The following is a 19,092-nucleotide window of genomic DNA, read 5'->3' on the forward strand; positions in this document are numbered from 1 at the left end:
CATGACGCAGAATCCCGACGTGCCGCTGCGCGGCGCGCCCGACCTGTCCCAGTTCGCCCAGGCCGCACCCGTCGCCGCCGCAGGAAACGAGGCACCGGCATCGGCCGTTGTCCCCGTCATCGAGGTCACCGAGGCGAACCTCAACGACCTCGCCCAGCAGTCGACGCAGGTGCCGATCGTCATCGTGTTCCTCTCGTCCGCGTCGCCCGCCTCGCGGGAACTGGTCGAGACCGTGCGCACGGTCGCCGGCGGCTTTGACGGACGCTTCGTGGTGGGTCGCTGCGACATCGACGTGCACGGCAGCATCGCCCAGGCACTGCAGATCAACGCCGTCCCCACCGTAGTCGCGCTCATCGCGGGCCGCCCGGCCCCGCTGTTCCAGGGCAGCGCGGACCAGGCCCAGATCAAGGAGATCCTCGACCAGGTCCTCGAGGTAGCGCAGCAGCACGGCGTGACCGGACGCGTGGACACCGCAGCGCAGGCGGCCGAGCCTGTGCCCGAACCGCTGCCGCCGCTGCACCAGGAGGCTTACGACGCCGTCGAGCGTGAGGACTACGACGCCGCCATCGCTGCGTACGACCAGGCGCTCCGTGAGAACCCCAAGGACCACGAGGCAAAGGCGGGACGTGCCCAGGTGGCGCTGATGAGCCGCACGCGGACAGCCGACCTTGCGGCGGTACGCAAGGCCGCGGCCGATGCCCCCGGCGACGTGGACGCGCAGATGGACGTGGCGGACCTGGACATCATGGGCGGTCAGGTCGAGGACGCGTTCGCCCGCCTGCTCGACGCCGTGAGGGGTTCGCAGGGAGACGACCGCGAGAAGGTGCGCCTGCGCCTCATCGAGCTCTTCGATGTGGTCGGTGCTGCGGACCCCCGCGTGGCAGACGCCCGCAGGGCGCTGTCGACCGCGCTGTTCTAGGAGCGACACCCGTCACACGACAACGAGGGCCCGCTCGCCATCTGGCGAGCGGGCCCTCCTTCGTGATGCCGCACGCGGCGCCCCCGTCAGCGGCGGCGCCGCAGCGCGGTGATGTCAGTCGCGGTGCGGGCGGAGGAACACTGCGCCCAGCGGAGGTAGGCGCACGAGGGCACTGTGGTCCCAGGTGCCCTGGCGGACGTCCTCGGCCTCGACCCTGCCGAGGTTGCCCACGCCGGAGCCGCCATACAGTTCGGAATCGGTGTTGAGCACCTCGTCCCACGGGCCGCCGGCGGGCAGGCCAAGACGGTAGCCCTCGTGAGGGTTGCCCGCGAAGTTCACCACGACGGCCATGGGCTCGCCGCGCGAGTCCCAGCGCAGGAACGCGAGGACGTTGTGGCTCGCGTCGTCGGCGTCGATCCAGGTGAAGCCCTGGGGGTCGGTGTCTCGCTCCCACAACGCAGGCGTGGCGGTGTACAGGGCGTTAAGGTCGCGCACGAGGTCTTGGACGCCCTGGTGCAGCGGGTCGTCGAGGTGCCACCAGTCGAGCGAACGGCCCTCGGACCACTCGGCCTCCTGGCCGAGCCTCGGCCCCCATGAAGACCAGCGCTTGCCCGGGTGCGCCCACTGGTACGCCAGGAGCGCCCTCACGCCTGCCGCCTTCTGCCAGTGGTCTCCCGGCATCCGTGTGACGAGTGACCCCTTGCCGTGCACCACCTCGTCATGGCTGAGCGGCAGCATGAACTGCTCGGAGAACGCATACATGAGCGAGAAGGTCGCGGTGTGGTGGTGGTAGTGGCGGTTGACGGGCTCCTCCGCGAGGTAGCGGAGCGTGTCGTTCATCCAGCCCATGTTCCACTTGAGCCCGAACCCGAGGCCGCCGCCGTTGGTGGGGGCGGTGACGCCCGGCCAAGCGGTGGATTCCTCCGCGATCATCACGATGCCCGCGTTGGTGCGGTACGCGGTGGCGTTCGCCTCCTGCAGGAACGCGATCGCGTCAAGATTCTCGCGACCGCCGTGGACGTTCGGACGCCACTGTCCGGCCTGGCGGGAGTAGTCGAGATAGAGCATCGACGCGACCGCATCGACCCTGAGCCCGTCGGCATGGAACTCGCTGAGCCAGTACACCGCGTTGGCGACGAGGAAGTTGCGGACCTCGGGGCGGCCGAAGTCGAAAATAAAGGTGCCCCAGTCGGGCTGTTCGCCGCGTAGGGGGTCCGGGTGCTCGTACAGCGGGGTGCCGTCGAAGCGGCCGAGGGCCCACTCGTCCTTGGGGAAGTGCCCCGGCACCCAGTCGAGGATGACGCCGATGCCCGCGCGGTGCAGGACGTCGACGAGGTAACGGAACTCGTCGGGCGACCCAAAGCGCGACGTGGGCGCGTAATAGGACGTCACCTGATAGCCCCAGGAACCTCCGAAGGGGTGCTCCATGACGGGCAGGAACTCCACGTGAGTGAAGCCGAGCCTGCGTCACGTACTCGACGAGCCTGGTCGGCGAGGTCAAGATAGGCTCAGGCCCTGGCGCCACGAACCGAGGTGGATCTCGTAGACGCTCATCGGTGCCCGATGCGCCTCGGACTGGCCCCGGCGCGTCATCCAGTCCTCGTCGCCCCACGTGTAGGTGGAGGCGGCGACAATCGAGGCGGTCTGCGGCGGAACCTCGGCCGAGCGCGCCATCGGGTCGGCCTTCTGACGCCACGTGCCGTCCTTGCCCAGCACCTCGTACTTGTAGATGGTGCCGTCGCCGATGCCGGGGATGAACAGGCTCCCAGACGCCGGACGACCCGAGTGAGCGCATCGCGTGAGCGACGCCGTCCCAGTGGTTGAAGTCGCCGACGACTCGGACGGCCCGCGCGTTGGGGGCCCACACGGCGAAAGAGACACCGTCGACGTCGCCAAGGACCGACGGGAAGTGGCGCACGTTGGCGCCCAGCGCGTCCCACAGACGCTCGTGGCGGCCCTCGCGGATGAGGTGAAGGTCGAGGCTCGCCGATGGTCGGCAGGAAGCGGTACGGGTCGTCCTGGCGCATCGGCTCACCGTCGTAGGCGACGTGAACGCGGTAGTCGGGCGCCTCGTCGCCGGGGACCTCGGCACGCCAGATGCCGGCGTCCTCGTGGATGGCGTCGAAGGTGCCCTCGAGGGTCTCGATCGACACGGTGCGTGCCAGGGGTCGCAGCACCCGAATCGACACCCCCGCGTCGTGGACGTGCGGGCCGAGCACCGCGTGGGGCTCGTGGTGGGTGCCCGAGGCGATCTCGTGGAGCACCGAGGGGTCGATGGCCTTGTCAGCCATGCGTCACCGCCTTCCGTTCGTCGTGTGGGGGGCCGATGCGTGCCTCACGGGGTGCGTACCTCCGCGATATGCGCCATGGTCACTGCCGGGTCGAGCCTTCACGTAGAACTCGCGGGCCCACGTGTAGGTCGCGTCGGTCAGGGCGTCGTCGACCACCAGGCGTGCGTCGCTCGTGAGGCCGATGGCCTCCATGTCGAGCCGGATGATCGCGTCGTGGGTGACGGCGGGTTCGAAACTGACGACCACGATGACCGTGTCGGCCTTGCCGGTGGGGGACTGGTCGGCGGGCACATGGCGCGAGTAGCAGAGGATGTGCGGGTTGGAGGCTCTCGTGGAGGGTCAGACCGCGCAGGCGACGCAACGCCACGTGGCGCTTGCGGGCGGCGTTGACGCGGGTGATGACGTCACGCACGCCGTACTTGTCCGCGGCCGTCCAATCGCGCTGCTTGAACTCGTACTTCTCGTTGTCGATCTGTTCCTCGACGCCGGGACGCGGGACGTTCTCGACGAGCTCGTAACCGGTGTAGATGCCGTAGGACGGCGCACCGGTACCGGCGAGCACGGCGCGGGCGCGGTAGAGCGGGGCACCGCCCGCCTGCATGTCGGGAGTCAGGATGTCGTGGGTGGTGGGCCAGAAGTTGGGCCGCATGTAGAAGGCGGCGTCACCGGAGACTTCCTCGAGGTACTCACCCATCTCCTCGGCGGTGGGGCGCCACGTGAAGTATGAGTACGACTGGTGGAAGCCGATCTTGGCGAGGGTGTGCATCATCGCGGGCCTCGTGAAGGCCTCCGCGAGGAAGATGACCTCGGGGTGGGTGCGGGCCACGTCCGCGAGCAGGCGCTCCCAGAAGGTCAGCGGCTTGGTGTGGGGATTGTCGACCCGGAACAGCGTCACACCCGCATCGATCCACACCTGCAACATGTCGCGAATGGCGTGATAGATGCCCTCGGGGTCGTTGTCGAAGTTGAGGGGATAGATGTCCTGGTACTTCTTGGGCGGGTTCTCCGCGTAGGCGATGGTGCCGTCGAGACGCTGCGTGAACCACTCCGGGTGCTCGGTGACCCATGGGTGGTCGGGGGAGCACTGGAGCGCGACGTCCAGCGCCACCTCGAGCCCGTTGTCGGCCGCAGCCTTGACGAAGTTCCTGAACTGGCGCATGGTGCCCAGTTCGGGGTGGATCGCGTCGTGCCCGCCCTCGTCGGAGCCGATGGCGTAGGGGCTTCCGGGGTCGCCTGGCTCGGCGGTGAGCGAGTTGTTGCGGCCCTTGCGGTGCGTGACGCCGATGGGGTGAATGGGCGTGAGGTACACCACGTCGAAGCCCATCTCCGCGATGGCGGGCAGCCGCTTCGCGGCGGTGGCGAAGGTGCCCGAACGCCACTCGCCCGTACGTGAGTTGAAGCGGGCACCTTCCGAGCGCGGGAAGATCTCGTACCAGGCGGAGACGAGCGCCTTTTCGCGCTGAACCAGCAGGGGGTACTCGCGGGAGGGGCTGACCCAGTCGCGCAGCGGCCTTTCCGTCGGCTCGGCTCGGACATCGTCGGCGAGCGAGGGTGCCAGCCTCAGGCCGGGGGAGAGGGACTTGTCCTGCAGGGAGGCGATCGCTGCAGCAATCAGGTCCTTGCGTGCCGCCTTGCGGCGCACCTCCGTCAGCGCCCTGGTGAGGACAAGGACGCCTTCGTCAAGCATGAGTTGGACGTCCACGCCAGCGGCGACCTTGACCTCGGCTGCGTGCGCCCACGTGCCATACGGGTCCGACCATCCCTCGACGCGGAAGGTGTGCATGCCCTCGAGATGTGGGATGTAGACGCCTTCGTACAGCGAGATGCCCCATTCCTTCACGGGCATCGGCCGGATGTCGCGCTTGCCGTCGGGACGCGTCACGACGATGGTGGCGCCTTCGGCGTCGTGCCCCTCGCGGAAGATCGTCGCGCTGATCGGGACGGCCTCGCCCACCACCGCGCGCACGGGCCATCGCCCTTCCTCGAGCGTGGGCTCCACGCCCACGACCGGGATTCGTCCAACAGACAGTTCACCAGGGAAGGCCATAGGGCGAACCTACCGGGAACTCGCGCCGGGCAACACCCGCCCACGAGGGGCGGGAACCAGGCCGGACGTGCGCGCCCTCACGCGCTGGCGCGGGTGACGAGGGAGGCGGGCAGGGTGACCGACGCGGGGTCTTTCCCCGCGATGGCGTCGAGCAGGAGGCGCACCATTTCCGCCGAGATCTCATCGAACGGCTGGTGCATGGTGGTCAGCGGCGGATCGACGGAGGCGGCGAGCCCCGAGTCGTCGAATCCGACCACCGCGACGTCGTCCGGCACGGAGCGACCTGCGGCCCGCAGCGTCGCGATCGCGCCTGCGGCCATGCGGTCCGATGCGGCGAACACCGCGTCGATGTCGGGATCGCGTGCGAGGAGCGCGGCCATCGCGGCTGCGCCGGACTCGTGGGAGTAGTCGCCGCGCTCGACCCTGTCCGCGTCGAACCGCTCGCCGAGTTCTTCCTGGAAGCCGACCACGCGGAAGCGGCCGCCGGGGGTGTCTTCCGGGCCGGCGATCATCGCGATGCGCTCGCGGCCAAGCCCCGCGAGATGGCGGGCTGCGGTGCGAGCGGAGCCCACCTCGTCGATCGACACCGTGATCACGTCATCTTGGTGACCCAGGGGGACACCACAGGCAACGGTGGGAACGCCTGCGGCGATGAGGCTGTCGAGGAGAGGGTCCTTCTCGTGCGACGAGATCAGCAGGACTCCGTCGACGTGACCCGCTCCCACGAAGTGAGAGACGTTCTCGCGTTCTTCGGGCGTGCCTGCCACCAGGAGGACAAGCGTCTTGCGGCGCGCGGCAAGTGCCTCGGCGGCGCCACGCAGCAGGAGCGCGAATGTCGGGTCCGCGAAGAGCAGGTGCTGCGGTTCGGTCAACAGGAACGCGACCGAGTCGGAGCGCCCCGTGGCGAGCGAACGCGCGTGGGTGTTGGCGTAGTAGCCCGTGGTCTCGATGGCCTTGTCGACCTTTTCGCGGGCCTCGGGGGATACCCAGTGGCCGCCATTGATGACGCGCGAGACGGTTCCTCGAGACACGCCAGAAGCCGCCGCGACATCTCGGATGGTCGGCTTGCGCCGTTGCTGGCGCCCCGCGGGTGCATCGATGGGTTCCACGAGCACAGAGCCTAGCGGGACGTGTGGCGGCCTTGACCGATGCGGAATGCAAGCGGTTACAATTAGGTCACGAACTGAGCGAAACGAAGGCATCGGCCTGAATGGCGAGGCACAATGTAAGCGATTCCAATCGACGCCCACGGTGACGGTCACAGTGAAGTCACAGTTTCGTCACGATGACGTCGACGGTTTGCGAACCGCTCCGGTGGTGAGTAAGACTGGGACCGGTCACAGTCCCCCGACAGGGTGACCGAAGATGTTGCGACCCTCGTGGTCGCCCGATCCAATGGAGTGTCATGTCGATGAATCCCTGGCCCGCTCTCGACGGGATGGCCTACGGCGGGGACTACAACCCCGAGCAGTGGTCCCGTGAGGTGTGGGACGAGGACGTCGCGCTCATGCGCGAGGCCGGAGTCAACCTGGTTTCCGTCGGCATCTTCTCGTGGGCCATGCTCGAGCCCAAGGAGGGTCTGTACGACTTCTCCTGGATGGACGAGCCTGCTCGACCTCCTCCACACCAACGGCATCGCCGTCGACCTCGGCACACCGTCCGTGTCGCCGCCAGCGTGGTTCTTCCACGCGTACCCCGAGTCGCGGGTCATCACCAAGGACGGCACCGTCATGGGCTTCGGCTCGCGCGGTATGGCGTCCCACGCCTCGACCGAGTACCGCGAGGCGATCGCGCGCATGGCCACCGAGCCTGGCGCGCCACTACGCCGACCACCCGGCCGTCGTGATGTGGCACATCCACAACGAGTACGGCGTGCCCGTGGGCGAGGACTTTGGCCCCCGCGCCGTCGCCAACTGGCGCCTATGGCTCCAGCAGCGCTACAGCACGCTCGAGGCCCTCAATGACGCCTGGGGCACCGCGTTCTGGGGTCAGCGCTACGGCGACTGGGAGCACGTTGTTGCCCCCGCCGCGACGCCCACCATCGCCAACCCGGCCATGAAGCTCGACTGGGCGCGCTTCACCGACGACCAGGCTCCGCGAGTGCTTCCGCATCGAACGCGACGCCATCCGCCAGGCTCTCGGACAAGCCCGTCACCACCAACTTCATGGCGCACCAGTCGTGGAACACTGACCTGTGGAAGTGGGCCAAGGAGGTTGACGTCGTCTCGGACGACCACTACCTGTGGGCCCCTGACCCCGATGCGCACGTGGGCCTCGCGCTCTCCGCTGACCTCACGCGCTCCGTGGGTGGTGGCGCCCCGTGGATCCTCATGGAGCACTCGAGGCTCTGCCGTGAACTGGCAGGGCCGCAACGTCGCCAAGCGTCCCGGCGAGGAGCGCCGCAACGCTCTGACGCACGTGGGCCGCGGTGCCGACGGCATCCTGTTCTTCCAGTGGCGCGCCTCGCGCTCCGGCGCCGAGAAGTTCCACTCCGCGATGCTTCCTCACGCCGGCAAGGACTCACGCGTGTTCCGTGAGGTCACGCAGCTGGGCCAGCACATGAAGGACCTCGCCGAGGTGCGCGGCTCCCGCGTGGTCGCCGACGTCGCGGTGCTGTACGACTGGGAATCGCTGTGGGCGCACGACCTCGAGTGGCGTCCCAGCGACGACATGCAGTTCCGCGAGCGGATGCGCGCTTACTACGAGCGCCTGTGGCTCGATGACGTGACCGTGGACTTCGCCCACCCCGAGGCGGACCTGTCCGGCTACCGCCTCGTCGTGGCCCCCTCGTCCTACCTCCTCACCTCGGCAGCGGGGGAGAACCTCTCCGCGTACGTCGCCGGCGGTGGCACGCTCCTGGTCGGTGCCTTCTCCGGCATCGTCGATGAGCACGACGCCGTCCACGTGGGCGGCTTCGGCGCCCCGCTGAAGGACGCGCTCGGCCTCACGGTCGAGGAGTTCCTGCCGCTGCGTGAAGGCGAGACCTGCGAGGTCGTCTTCGACGGCACGGCGCTGACCGTCGACGCATGGGCCGAGGACATCGCTCTCGCCGGCGCCGAGGTGCGCGGGTCGTTCGCCGGGGGCCCCGGCGACGCGCTCCCCGCTGTCACCCGTCACCAGCACGGCGAGGGCACCGGCTGGTACGTGGGTGCACGCCTGACGCCCGAGGCGCTGGCCCCCGTCATCGCCCAGGTCTACGCCGATGCGGGAATCACGCCTGAGGGTGTGGCCGAGGGCCTCGAGACCATCACGCGCCGCGGCGCACATCACGATTTCGTCATTGCGGTGAACCACCGCGAGGACGCCGTAAGCCTGTCGATCACGGGTACCGAGCCTGCTGAGCGGTACCGAGATCGACGGAACGCTCGACCTCAAGGGCGGGGACGCAGCCGTCGTCCGCATCGCGAGGGCGCAGCAGGGGGTGGTGCTTGAACCGACCACCCACGAAGCGGTGACGCAGACGCACCGCACCGACCCGAACCCGCACTACCGAGCGGGGGCCGACCGGCCCTCGTGAGCACCACGGTCGTCGGCAGAGCCTCAAGGCAGAGAAGCTCGGCGACCTGACTTCGGAAGGAAACATCATGCGCAAGCAGATCGGAATGGGAGCCGCCGTCCTGGCGACCGCGTCGCTCCTGGCCGCGTGCAGGCTCGGACCCTGAGCCCGCGGAGACCACCAGCACCGAGCCCGCCGCTTCGGCCTCGGCCTCCGAGGCCCCCGCGATCGACGCCTCGGGCCAGACCCTCACCATCTGGACCGACGCCGAGCGCGAGGGAGCGATCCAGACTGTCGCCGACACGTTCGAGGCCGAGACCGGTGCCACCGTCGAGATCGTCCAGAAGAACTTCGAGGACCTTCGCAACGACTTCATCGCGCAGGTTCCCACCGGCGAGGGCCCCGACATCACCGTCGGTGCGCACGACTGGCTGGGCGCCCTCGTGGCGGCCGGTGTGGTCAACACCGTTGACCTCGGCGAGACCGCGGACGACTTCGAGCAGGTCGCGGTGGACGCGTTCACCTACGACGGCCAGGCTCTACGGCCTTCCCTACGCCACCGAGGCGATCGCCCTCATCCAGAACGCTGACCTCGTTGGCGACACTGCCCCCACTACGTGGGACGAGATGATTTCGATGGCCGAGGAGGCGGGCTTCGAGGACCGTCCGTTCCTGCTGTACACGAACGGCACCGCGGGTGACGGCTACTCGTCGTACCCCCTGCAGACCTCGTTCGGCGCTCCGGTCTTCGTCCAGGACGAGTCGGGCTCCTACACCACCGAGGTGGGCATGGGCGGCGAGGCAGGCGAGGCGTACGCGCAGTTCCTGTACGACAACGGCCAGGCCGGTACCGGCTACTTCTCCGACACCATCGACTACGACACCTCGAACGAGCCTGTTCGCGTCGGGTGAGGTGCCCTTCATCCTGCAGGGCCCCTGGATGCCGTTCTTCGACGATGACTCGATGAACATCGTGGTGTCGCCGATGGTCTCCGCCGGTGGCGAGACCGCCGCTCCGTTCGTGGGCGTTCAGGGCTTCTACGTCTCCGCGCAGTCCGAGAACACGCTGCTCGCCAACCAGTTCCTCACCAACTACATGGCCACCGAGGACGCTCAGCGTGCCCTGTACGAGGCTGACCCCCGTCTCCCCGCGCTGACCTCGCTCGCCGAGGAGTTCTCGGCCGACCCGATCACCGCTGGCTTCGTCGCCTCTGCCTCGCAGGGTGTGCCGATGCCGTCGATCCCCGAGATGGGCAACGTCTGGGACCTCTGGAACGCCGCTGAGATCCAGATCATCACGGGCGCTACCGACGACCCGGCCGGCACCTGGTCCGACATGGTCGCCGAGCTCGAGGCCTCGATCGGCTAATGTCGAAAGTGAGGCGGGCCGGTGCGCCGGCCCGCCTCACTCTCCACCCGGGCGCGAGCCCGGCCAGTTAACGAAGACGAAGCAGGAGAGATGATGGCGAACGATGACGCGGTCGCGTTGAAGGAGCCCAAGGCTCCGCAGGAGTCGCACGCGCGGCGCTGGAGCGGGCTCGGGTGGGGGTTCATCGCGAAGGCTCCTGATGATGGCCCTGGTCAATGCGCTGGGTCTCTCCATCGTCTTGTCGGCCTGGAACGCGGAGGCCTGGGCGATCCTGGTCGCCTCGGTGGTTCTGCTCATCGCGGCAGACATCATCTACTTCGCGAAGAAGACGCTCCCGCTGAAGTACCTCTTCCCCGGACTGATCTTCCTCGCCATCTTCCAGATCTTTACCCTGGGCTACACCGGCTATGTGGCCTTCACCAACTACGGCACGGGCCACGCGGGCTCCCAGGAGCAGGCGGTCGATGCGACCCTGATCCAGAATGAGCGCCGCGTCGACGGCTCGCCCACGTACCCCCTCGCCATCGTTCGCGACGGCGACACCATCGGCTTTGCGGTCAACGAGGACGGCATCGTCTCCGTCGGCACCGAGGAAGAGGTCCTTGCCCCCGTCGACGGCGCGACCGTCGACGGCAGCGGAAAGCCCACCGAGGTGCCCGGCTGGGAGGTCGTCTCCCAGAACGCACTGTTCTCCGACCAGGACCTGCAGCAGGCGGTTGTCGACCTGCGCGTCCCGGTCTCCGACGACGCCGAGGAAGGGTCGATGCGCACGCGCGACGGCTCGTCCGGCGCTGTCTACCAATCGTCGCTTGAGTGGGACGACGAGGCGCAGACCTTCACCGACAAGGAGACGGGCACCGTCTACTACGCGGACCAGGAGACCGGCAACTTCGTGGCCGACGACGGTTCGCAGCGCCCACCGGTTGGTATGTGACCGTCGGCTTCGACAACTTCGTCAAGGCCGTCACCGACAAGGCCCTTGCGGGCCCGCTGCTCAAGGTCACCGGCTGGACGTTCGCCTTCGCCATCCTCACGGTGTTGACGAGCCCGGGCTCGGCCTTCTCTTTGCGCTCATCTACAACGACCCGCGGATCCGCGGACGCAAGTGGATGCGCACCGTCTTCATCCTCCCGTACGCGTTCCCCGCGTTCATGTCCGCGCTGCTGTGGCGAGGCATGTTGAACCGCGAGTTCGGCATCATCAACGACTGGTTCTTCTTCGGCGCGGACATCAACTGGTTGGGCGACCCGTTCCTCGCCAAGGTAGCGATCCTGTGGGTCAACCTGTGGCTGTCGTACCCGTACTGGTTCCTGGTGTGCACGGGCGCCCTGCAGGCGCTGCCCAGCGAGACCATGGAGGCCTCGCGCATGGACGGCGCCGGACGCTGGCGCCAGTTCCGCTCCATCACGCTGCCCTTGTTGATGGTCTCGACCGCTCCGCTCGCGATCTCCTCGTTCGCGTTCAACTTCAACAACTTCACGATCATCTACATGCTGACGGAGGGTGGGCCGCCGTTCCCGGGCACCTCAGGGCTCGGCTCGACGGACATCCTGATCTCGGCCATTTACCAGATCTCCGGTGTGTCCGGCGGCTCCGCGGACTACGGTCTTGCGGCGGCCCTGTCGATCATCGTGTTCATCTTCGTCGGCATCGTCTCGGCGATCGCCTTCCGCCAGACCCGCAAGGCGAGGAGATCTAGCCATGGCTGACGTGACCACTCAGGCACCCGCCCGTCGCAGCCCGACTCGCCGCACGCGGTGGTTCGCGGAGGTGGGCTGGAAGTACCCCGTCGCCGCGATCATCATCTTCTACGCGGCCTTCCCGCTGGTCTACGTGCTCTCGGCGTCGCTGTCCTCCTCGGGCACGCTCGCGAGCACCTCGGCGATGTTCTCGGACATCTCGTTCAGCAACTACGCGGCCCTGTCCGACACGTCCTACTGGACGTGGGTGGGCAACACCCTGATCGTGGGTGCCGCATCGGCTCTGGGGGCCGTCTTCATGGGTGCGTGCGCCGCCTACGCGTTCTCGCGCTTCCGCTTCAAGGGCCGCCGTGGCGGCCTCACCACGCTGCTGATCATCCAGATGTTCCCCCAGACGGTGGCGTTCGTCTCGGTGTTCCTGCTGCTGACGGCGCTGGGCAACGTGGTGCCGGCCCTCGGTATCAACTCGAAGATCGCGCTGATCTGCGTCTATCTCGGTGGAGCGCTCGGCGCGAACACCTTCCTGATGTACGGGTTCTTCAACACGATTCCGAACGACATCGACGAGTCCGCCAAGGTCGACGGCGCCACGCACGCACAAATCTTCTGGAAGGCTGATCATGCCGCTCGTGACGCCGATCCTCGCGGTGGTGGGCCTACTGGCCTTCATCTCCGCCTTCGGTGACTTCATCCTCGCAAAGATCGTCCTGGTATCGCAGGACCAGTGGACGCTCGCCGTGGGCATGTACCAGTGGGTCTCGAACCAGTTGAGTGCCAACTGGGGCCTGTTCTCCGCCGGCGCGGTGCTCGCGTCCATCCCGGTGCTCATCATCTTCCTGTCGCTCCAGAAGTACATCGTGGGCGGCCTCACCGCAGGCTCGGTCAAGGGATAACCCAGGGCCGATGCTCTCTCACCCTCGACGTAGCGCGGCGTTCTCACCGCTGGGACCGGTCCCAGCGGTGAGAACGTTCGTGTGCGCCGAGGGTTCTGTTGTCGCGGGGGTGGCTCGCGCCGCCGCCCGTGAGTCGCGTCACACGCAGCGACATCCGCGAGCCTGAGCTCGTTCTCTCACTACCCGCTCGGCGCACCTCGCGCCTCTCCCTCCACTTGCAGTACCCCGGATCAAGGACGATCGAAAGGAAGATCGATGGCAAAGTTGCGATCAAGACTGGGAGCGGTCACAGCCACGGCTGCGATCAGCGCCCTCACGGTAGGAGGGTTGTCGAGCGCAGCCCTTGCCGCCGTGGACGAGCCGGTGGACGCCGGCATCACGGTGCCCAAGGTTGACGGGCTCGCCGACGACTTCATGAACGGCGTGGATGCCTCGTCGATCCTCTCGCTCGAGGAGTCTGGCGTCACGTTCAAGGACTTCGAAGGCAACGAGGCGGACGTCTTCGACGTCATGGCGGACGCCGGCGTGAACTACTCGCGCATCCGCGTGTGGAACGACCCCTTCACGGCGGAGGGCGAGGGCTACGGCGGAGGCAACGTCGATGCGGAGCGCGCCACCGAGATCGGCCTGCGATCGACCGAAGGCGGCATGAAGGTCTTCCTCGACTTCCACTACTCCGACTTCTGGGCCCACCCCGGACAGCAGCAGGAGCCCAAGGCCTGGTCCGAGATGTCGGCCGCTGAGAAGGCTGACGCGCTCTACGACTACACCTACGAAACCGTGTCCGACATGAAGAACGCGGGCGTCGATATCGGCATGGTTCAGATCGGTAACGAGACCACCAACCTGGAGGCGGCAGGGGAGTCCTGGCCCGCTTCCGGGGCGCTATTCAAGGCAGGCGCGGACGCCGTGCGCGACGCGCTTGGCGACGACGCCAAGGTCGCGATCCACTTCACCAACCCCGAGCGCGGCACCTACATGGGCTACGCCGAGAAGCTCGACAAGGGCCCCGACGGCAACGCCAACACGGGTGACGAGATCGACTACGACGTGTTCGCCTCCTCGTACTACGCGTACTGGCACGGGACGCTGACGAATCTGACCTCGCAGTTGTCAAACGTCGCCACCACGTACGACAAGGACGTCATCGTCGCTGAGACCTCGTGGAACTACACCCTCGAGGACGGCGACGGTCACGAGAACACCATCCGCAAGTCGACGCAGAGTGACAAGTACTCCTCCTCCGTCCAGGGCCAGGCCCTTGCGGTGCGCGACGTGATCGACGCGGTGGCGAAGGTGGGCGACGCCGGCCTGGGTGTCTTCTACTGGGAGCCCGCGTGGCTACCCGTCGGCACGGCCGATGACGTCGAGAGTAACAAGCTGCTGTGGGAGGAGTTCGGCTCCGGCTGGGCGTCGTCCTATGCGGGCGAGTACAGCACGGATGCAGGCAAGAACTATGGCGGTTCGGCGTGGGACAACCAGGCGATGTTCGACTTCGAGGGCAACCCGCTTGAGTCCCTGCGCGTCTTCGACTACGTGAAGACCGGCTCAGTCGCACCCCGCGAACTCGACTCGATTCAGCAACCGGCCATCACTGTGACCGAGGGCGACGCCATCACGTTGCCCAGGCTCCGTGGAGGTGTCCTACACGGACGGCACCACGGAAACCGAGACCGTGACCTGGAACGGCAAGGCCTCGTGGATCGACGGACGTGGTGTCTACGAGATCAATGGCACGACGGAGAGCGGCTACGACACCGTCGCGACGATTACCGTGCTCGACGCCTCCGGCGCGGGCGAGAACCTCGTGGTCAACCCCGGCTTCGAGGACGGCAAGTCCCCGTGGGAGACCACGGGTAGCGGCATCACCATTCCGTCGACCTCCGATGTCATCACGGGTTCCTACACGGCCCACTTCTACAAGGCCACGGACTACACGTTCACCGTGTCACAGACACTCACCGATGTGCCCGCGGGCGACTACCGCCTTTCCGCGACGGTTCACGGCGTCGCGAATGGTGACGCTGACAGCGCCTACACCACGGTGGCGTCCGGAATCGCTTCCAACAGCGCGGACTTGTCGCTCGATGGGTGGCAAAACTACGACACCGCGACTACCGATGTGATCAGCATCGTCGAGGGCGCCGACGTACAGGTGCAGGCGACCTTCAAGCTCACGGCTGGCTCGTGGGGAGCGATCGACGACTTCCAGTTGGTCGCGGAGAACCCGATGCCAGTGGCCGACACGGCTGCGCTGGAGTCGCTGCTCGACGAGGCTGCGGCCTACAGTGCCGACGACTACTCGGTGGCGTCCTACGCGGCTCTCACCAGGGCCGTTGCTCGCGGCGAGTGGGCCCTCGGCGCGTCCGCTCCGAGCCAGGCCACGGTCGACAACGCCGCAGAGGCGCTGCAGTCCGCCATCGACGGGCTCGTGCCAGGCGACGGCACCATCCCGGACCCGACGGTGGAGCCCGTCGCGATCACGGTGGTCGACGGCGAGGACATCGTCCTGCCCTCGACGGTCACGGTGACGTCGTACGACGAGACCACCACGACTGAGTCGGTCACGTGGAACGACTCGGTCTCATGGATCGACGGTCCCGGTGTTTACACCGTGACCGGCACCACCGCGAACGGCTGGACCGCGACCGCGACCATCACCGTGACCGAGTCCGCGCTGCTGCTCAACGGTGGCTTCGAGAACGGCTTCGAGGACGTGTCCCCCTGGGACATCACCGCGTCGCCGTGGCCGGATGCCGCGGCCGGGACCTTCTGGGTCTCGGGCGACGACAAGCGCTCGGGCGACTACTCGCTCAACTTCTGGAACGGCACGGGGGCGGAGTTCTCCGGCGCCGCCACCCAGAACGTCACCGGCCTCGAGCCGGGTGCCTACACGCTCAGCGCGTGGCTCACGGGTGGCGAGACCGCCGACGTCACGCTCACCGCGACCACGTCCGAGGGCTTCGAAGCGACAACATGGTGCTGCCCGGCTGGGGCAACTGGGCCGAGTACACCACCACCGCGGTGGTCGGCGACGACGGCGTGCTCACTGCTGAGATCGGCGGGACGTTCCAGGACGGCGCTTGGGGCTACGTCGATGACGTCACCCTGACCGCCGACGACGAGCCGGTTGCGGCAGACACCGCCGCTCTCGAGGGAGCCATCGCGGACGCGGCGGCGATTGACCGCAGCGGTTACACCCCCGGGTCGCTCAAGGTGCTCGACCTCGCGGTCGAGAAGGCCAACGTGGTGCTCGGTGCCACCGCTCCCTCGCAGGAGAAGGTGGACGCTGCCACCGTGGGCATCGAGTCCGCGCTCGACGCGCTCGTGGAGAAGGCCGACACCTCGGCCCTTGCCGCGATCATTGACGAGGCGCTCGCGATCGACACCTCCGGCTACACGGATGAGTCGGTCGAGGCACTCGAGGCCGCGATTGCCGCGGGTGACACGGTTCTCGCTGACGCGAATGCCACCCAGTCCGAGGTGGACGGTGCAGCGGCGGCGATCAGCGACGCGATCGACGGCCTCGTGAAGGTCACCGGTCCGGTCACACCGACCCCGGAGCCCACGGTCGACCCGACCACGGACCCGGAGCCGACCACCGACCCGGAGCCCACGACGGACCCGGAGCCGACGGTCGACCCGACCAGTGACCCCGAGCCCTCGGCGACCCCGTCGGAGACCCCGAACGCCACGGATGACCCGACGATTCAGATCGGCGGGTTCGAGGACGGCGAGGTGCCCACCCTGCACCCCGGTGACTCGATCACCCTGCGCCTCACCGGGATGCCGGGAGACCAGGTCGAGGTGGGTATCGCGTCGACGTACCAGCGTCTCGCGACCGTCGACCTCGTCGACGGAGCCGCGACGGTGACGGTGACCATCCCGCTCGACATGGAGCCTGGTACTCACCACCTCCAGGTCCGTGACGCGGACGGCAACATCCTGGTGCAGTACGAGGTCACCGTGGTGGCGGAAGCCGCGTCGGAGGGCGACCTGTCCACGACCGGCATCGATGGTGCCGCCTCCGTGGCGTTCCTCGTGCTCGCGCTGGGGCTGATGGCGGCAGGTGGCGTGGCGATCGCCCGCTCGCGCCGCTCGGACGCCTAGTCAAGAAACACGAGGGGGCGGCACCCGCGCGGGTGCCGCCCCCTCGTCGTGTCTGGCGGCTTCTACTCGATCGACAGGAGGAGGCGGACAGTCCTCGCCTCGAGCACCTGGTCCTCACCGGGCTCCACGGTCTCGAGTGGAACGCCGACCGGGGACTCCCATGCGGAGTCCCAGACGATCTGCCAGGCGCTGCCGTCATCGGCGGGAGTGACCACCGTGGCCGCATCGTCCGAGCCGTTGACGATGAGGAGTGCGTCGCGCTCGCCCTCGTCAGACAGGGAGCGCATGAACTGCAGGACCCTCGTCGCGGGGTCCTCCCACCAGTCCTCATGCTCCGGCTGGCCGTCGGCGGTAAACCAGGCCGAGTCGGCGCGGCGGCTCTCATCCTCGGGGTGCGGGTCCCGGCCCTCATAGAACTCCGCGGGGCGGAGCACCCGGTTCTCGCGCCTGAGCGCGATGACGTGCTGCACGGAGGCTCGAAGGTCCGCCTGCCACGGGTGCCATGCCCAGTCGAGCCAGGAGATCTCGTTGTCCTGGCAGTAGGCGTTGTTGTTGCCGCCTTGGGTGTTCCCCATCTCGTCGCCCGCGAGCAGCATCGGAGTGCCGGCACTCAGCAGGGTGGTGCCCAACAGGTTGCGCACGGCACGCCTGCGCATCGCGTTGATATCGGCGTCGCTCGTCTCGCCCTCGAAGCCGTGGTTCCACGAGCGGTTATTGTCCGTGCCGTCGCGGTTGTCCTCGCCGTTGGCCTCGTTGTGTTTGCCGTTGTACGCCGTGAGGTCGTAGGACGTGAAGCCGTCGTGGCAGGCCACGAAGTTGACCGATGCCATGGGCCCGCGCATCAGGGGGGATCGGTGTGGCCGAACAGGTCCGATGACCCTGCCAGCCGGGTGGCGAGTTCCGGCGCCGTGGGGTGCTGACGGCTGCCGCGCGCCATGTCCTGGAGCCAGAACGAGCGCACCTTGTCGCGGAAGCGGTCGTTCCACTCCGCCATCGGCGCGGGGAAGTTGCCCACCTGCCAACCGCCGAGGCCCGTGTCCCACGGCTCGGCGATGAGCCTTCGAACCGCCGATGAGGGAATCCATGGTGATACCCACCAGGAAGGGGTGGCGCGTCGAGAACCCGTGGCCGGTGCGGCCGAGGGTCGCCGCGAGGTCAAAGCGGAAGCCGTCGACCCCGACCTCTTCGACCCAGTAGCGCAGCGAATCCATCGCCATCTGGACCACGCGCGGGTGGGCGAAGTCGAGCGTGTTGCCCGTTCCCGTGGTGTCGTCGTAGTGGCCGGGGGAGTGCGGCTGGCGGCGGTAGTAGTCGTGATTGTCGAGGCCCCTCCAGGCGAGGGTCCTGTCGCCCCAGCCTGCCTCGGCCGTGTGGTTGTAGACCACGTCGAGGATGACCTCGAGTCCCGCCTGATGGAGGAGATCGACCATGCCCACAAACTCGTCGAGAACGCCCTGCGCTCCCTTCGCGCGCGCCTCCTCGGTGGCGTACGCCGCGTGAGGTGCGAAGAAGCCCATCGTCGAGTAGCCCCAGTAGTTGGTGAGGCCGCTGTTCTCGAGGTGCGGCTCGGAGGCGAAGGCGTGGACCGGCAGGAGCCTCCACGGTCGTCACGCCAAGCGACGTGAGGTACTCGATGGACGAGGGGTGCGCGAGCCCCGCGTAGGTGCCGCGCAGATGCTCGGGCACGTCCCGCATCTGCTGCGTGAAGCCCTTGACGTGGAGCCTCGTAGACGACCGTGTCCTCCCACGGGATCTGCGGGCGCGGGGTCTGCCACGAGCCGCCCGGCTCCGCCGTCACCACCGAGCGAGGCATGAGTGGCGCAGTGTCGGTCGCGTCCTTGTTCGACAGCAGCGCATGCGCACGCGGGTCGTTCATCGGAGTGAGGGTGCCCTCGATCCCGCGGCCGTACGGGTCAAGGAGCAGGCTTCGCGGGGTTGTACCGGTGGCCCTTCTTTGGCGCCCAGGGGCCGTGCGCCCTGAAGCCGTACCGCTGGCCCTCGCCGATGCCGGGGACGAAGGCGTGCCACACCCCGGCGGTGGGACCAAACAGCGGCAGCCGTACCTCGGCATCGGCCTCATCAAAGAGGCACAGGTCAACCTGGGTGGCGTGCCCGGCGTACACCCCGACCACGGCTCCGCCGTCGACGAGGTGAACGCCCAGGCGGTGCGGCGTAGGGGACGGTGTCGCGCCATCGATACTCATACGTTCATTGTGCCTGGCAGTCGTTGCGGCGCCATGTCTTGGGCGTGTCGTTCCGGGAGCGGT

13 protein-coding genes and 8 pseudogenes are annotated in these 19,092 nt (G+C 67.8%); 15 read left to right on the top strand and 6 right to left on the bottom strand.

Annotation, left to right across the window (positions count from 1 at the left end; all coding sequences use genetic code 11):
• The first annotated feature begins 1 nt into the window (after window position 1).
• Entirely contained in the window at window positions 2–919 is a 918-nt protein-coding gene (locus QQK48_RS12835; RefSeq protein ID WP_284328704.1) for a tetratricopeptide repeat protein, read from the top strand.
• 114 nt (window positions 920–1,033) lie between these two features.
• On the opposite strand, the pseudogene glgB reads toward QQK48_RS12835, so the two are convergent.
• From glgB to QQK48_RS12850, 4 genes and pseudogenes are all read right to left on the bottom strand, one after another.
• A pseudogene (gene glgB, locus QQK48_RS12840) lies at window positions 1,034–3,183 on the bottom strand (1,4-alpha-glucan branching protein GlgB).
• A gap of 30 nt (window positions 3,184–3,213) precedes the next feature.
• On the bottom strand, window positions 3,214–3,501 hold the full coding sequence (locus QQK48_RS20125) for a hypothetical protein (RefSeq protein ID WP_348523618.1): 288 nt from the start codon (window positions 3,499–3,501) through the stop codon (window positions 3,214–3,216).
• A gap of 766 nt (window positions 3,502–4,267) precedes the next feature.
• A pseudogene (locus QQK48_RS20130) lies at window positions 4,268–5,257 on the bottom strand (maltotransferase domain-containing protein); the annotation flags it as partial.
• Between the two features lie 77 nt (window positions 5,258–5,334).
• Window positions 5,335–6,366 (bottom strand): LacI family DNA-binding transcriptional regulator, encoded by a 1,032-nt coding sequence (locus QQK48_RS12850; RefSeq protein ID WP_431308346.1) that lies wholly within the window; start codon window positions 6,364–6,366, stop codon window positions 5,335–5,337.
• Between the two features lie 329 nt (window positions 6,367–6,695).
• On the opposite strand from QQK48_RS12850, the pseudogene QQK48_RS21935 reads away from it, so the two are divergent.
• The 14 genes and pseudogenes from QQK48_RS21935 to QQK48_RS12885 all read left to right on the top strand — a co-directional run.
• A pseudogene (locus QQK48_RS21935) lies at window positions 6,696–6,848 on the top strand (beta-galactosidase); the annotation flags it as partial.
• A 70-nt stretch (window positions 6,849–6,918) separates the two neighbouring features.
• Window positions 6,919–6,984 (top strand): annotated as a pseudogene (locus QQK48_RS20135) (hypothetical protein); the annotation flags it as partial.
• Between the two features lie 118 nt (window positions 6,985–7,102).
• A pseudogene (locus tag QQK48_RS20140) lies at window positions 7,103–7,291 on the top strand (beta-galactosidase); the annotation flags it as partial.
• A 131-nt stretch (window positions 7,292–7,422) separates the two neighbouring features.
• A pseudogene (locus tag QQK48_RS20145) lies at window positions 7,423–7,533 on the top strand (hypothetical protein); the annotation flags it as partial.
• A complete protein-coding gene (locus tag QQK48_RS20150; RefSeq protein WP_348523795.1) occupies window positions 7,517–8,689 on the top strand; it encodes a beta-galactosidase in 1,173 nt (390 codons plus the stop codon). The pseudogene QQK48_RS20145 and the gene QQK48_RS20150, both read left to right, overlap by 17 nt.
• Window positions 8,690–9,088: 399 nt before the next feature.
• The gene (locus QQK48_RS20155; RefSeq protein WP_348523796.1) at window positions 9,089–9,343 is read left to right on the top strand and encodes an extracellular solute-binding protein; all 255 of its coding nucleotides are present in this window, start codon (window positions 9,089–9,091) and stop codon (window positions 9,341–9,343) included.
• Window positions 9,321–9,665: an extracellular solute-binding protein gene (locus QQK48_RS20160; protein WP_348523797.1), complete on the top strand. Its 345-nt coding sequence runs from the start codon at window positions 9,321–9,323 to the stop codon at window positions 9,663–9,665. Before QQK48_RS20155 ends, QQK48_RS20160 begins: the two co-directional genes overlap by 23 nt.
• A gap of 1 nt (window position 9,666) precedes the next feature.
• The gene (locus QQK48_RS20165; protein ID WP_348523619.1) at window positions 9,667–10,122 is read left to right on the top strand and encodes a sugar ABC transporter substrate-binding protein; all 456 of its coding nucleotides are present in this window, start codon (window positions 9,667–9,669) and stop codon (window positions 10,120–10,122) included.
• 202 nt (window positions 10,123–10,324) lie between these two features.
• Window positions 10,325–11,056: a hypothetical protein gene (locus QQK48_RS20170; protein WP_348523620.1), complete on the top strand. Its 732-nt coding sequence runs from the start codon at window positions 10,325–10,327 to the stop codon at window positions 11,054–11,056.
• Window positions 11,046–11,831 (top strand): ABC transporter permease subunit, encoded by a 786-nt coding sequence (locus QQK48_RS20175; protein ID WP_348523621.1) that lies wholly within the window; start codon window positions 11,046–11,048, stop codon window positions 11,829–11,831. The genes QQK48_RS20170 and QQK48_RS20175 overlap by 11 nt, the downstream gene beginning before the upstream one ends.
• Window positions 11,824–12,715 (top strand): annotated as a pseudogene (locus QQK48_RS12870) (sugar ABC transporter permease). The gene QQK48_RS20175 and the pseudogene QQK48_RS12870 overlap by 8 nt, the downstream one beginning before the upstream one ends.
• A 414-nt stretch (window positions 12,716–13,129) precedes the next feature.
• Window positions 13,130–14,185 (top strand): annotated as a pseudogene (locus tag QQK48_RS12875) (glycosyl hydrolase 53 family protein); the annotation flags it as partial.
• A 304-nt stretch (window positions 14,186–14,489) separates the two neighbouring features.
• On the top strand, window positions 14,490–15,827 hold the full coding sequence (locus tag QQK48_RS12880; RefSeq protein WP_284328707.1) for an Ig-like domain-containing protein: 1,338 nt from the start codon (window positions 14,490–14,492) through the stop codon (window positions 15,825–15,827).
• A complete protein-coding gene (locus tag QQK48_RS12885) occupies window positions 15,758–16,825 on the top strand; it encodes a hypothetical protein (protein ID WP_284329396.1) in 1,068 nt (355 codons plus the stop codon). Before QQK48_RS12880 ends, QQK48_RS12885 begins: the two co-directional genes overlap by 70 nt.
• A gap of 62 nt (window positions 16,826–16,887) precedes the next feature.
• Here QQK48_RS12885 and QQK48_RS12890 read toward each other — a convergent pair whose 3' ends face one another.
• The gene (locus QQK48_RS12890) at window positions 16,888–18,342 is read right to left on the bottom strand and encodes an alpha-amylase family glycosyl hydrolase (RefSeq protein WP_284328708.1); all 1,455 of its coding nucleotides are present in this window, start codon (window positions 18,340–18,342) and stop codon (window positions 16,888–16,890) included.
• Window positions 18,343–18,738: 396 nt separating this feature from the next.
• Window positions 18,739–19,029, bottom strand: coding sequence for a hypothetical protein (locus tag QQK48_RS12895; protein WP_284329397.1), 291 nt, complete (start codon window positions 19,027–19,029; stop codon window positions 18,739–18,741).
• Window positions 19,030–19,092: the final 63 nt, after the last annotated feature.

Source organism: Demequina litorisediminis (assembly GCF_030161615.1).
Lineage (GTDB): Bacteria > Actinomycetota > Actinomycetes > Actinomycetales > Demequinaceae > Demequina > Demequina litorisediminis.